The organism is Mesorhizobium silamurunense, from assembly GCF_014843825.1.
GTDB classification, from domain to species: Bacteria; Pseudomonadota; Alphaproteobacteria; order Rhizobiales; family Rhizobiaceae; genus Mesorhizobium; species Mesorhizobium silamurunense.
Window position 1 is genome coordinate 1 of record NZ_JHQR01000386.1, and the last position, 1,237, is coordinate 1,237.

Sequence of the window (1,237 nt, forward strand, 5' to 3'; positions counted from 1 at the left end):
TGGCCTCGAGCGCGGCCGCGGCGGCGGCCCGTGTCGAGGAGCAGGTGGCGAGCGTCGAGAACCGCCTCGCCTACACCACCGAAACGATGGGCCAGAAGCTCAACGATCAGGTCTCCAGCGCCGAGGCGCAGCTCATCTCGCGCGCCAACGTCATCGCCGAAACCTTCACGGCGGTCGGCCAGCATATCGGCCAGAGCACCAACGAGGCGGCAAAGACCATCGGCGCCAACACCCGCGAGCTCAATACCATGCTCGCAGCGCGCTCCGCCGAAATGTCGAAGATCCTCGACGAGACGGCGCGTCCCCTGGTCGAGCGCTTCGCCCAGGGCGGCTCCGAGCTGCAAAAGAGTATGGAAGAGGTCACCGAACGGGCGACCGAGAAGCTGCGAAGCGAAAACGCGGCCCTCGTCAATGCGCTCGCCAACCGCACCGCCGAGACGCTTTCGGCGGTCGAGGGCGCGCGCTCGACGCTGGCCGACAGCGTTGCCGACCTTATCGGCCGCATGACAACCTCCAGCGCGCAACTCGGCCAGCTGATCGATCAGGCGGCCGTCAATCTCGGCCAGGTCGAGGAGCGCCTGACCGGCAGCACGCAGAGCTTTGCCTCGACAACGGAGAAGGCCGCCCAGACCTTCGCCAGCTCGGCACGCCTCGTCGATTCCAACACGACGCGGCTCACCGATCTGTCGTCGGCGACCTTGCGCGAAGTCGCTTCGATCGCGACCAAGTTCGACGAGCACAGCCGTCTGCTGTCGAGCGCCTCGGACCTGCTAAGCTCCGCGCAGAGCAATCTCGAGCACACGCTGGAGCGGCAGTCCTCGCTGGAAGACCTCGCCGTCGGCCTGGTCAAGAAGTCGGAAGACCTCGAGAAGGTCATGCGCTCGTTCGAGAGCCTTGTGGGCCAGACGATGCAGAACGCCGAGGGCCGGACGATGGAATCCGCGGAGAAGATCCGCACCGCCATCGCCGAGGTCGTCGATTCGGCGACGCGGCGCTTCGCCGACGCGACCGAGGAGATGCGGCGCACCGCCGGCTCGATCAAGAGCGAGTTGGACCTCACCCGCGCCGAGCTCAAGAAGGGCGTCATCGAGATGCCGGAGGAGGCCAAGGAATCGACCTCGGCCATCCGCCGCGCCGTATCCGAGCAGATCAACGCGCTCAAGGAACTATCTGATATCGTTGCGAAATCCGGCCGCAGCGGCAGCAGCGAGACCGGCGAGCCGCGCGGATTGCGTCC

Annotated in this window: 1 pseudogene; it reads left to right on the forward strand. The window is 66.5% G+C overall.

The features are described 5' to 3' along the window. Positions 1–1,237, forward strand: a pseudogene (locus DH10_RS34290) (kinesin); the annotation flags it as partial.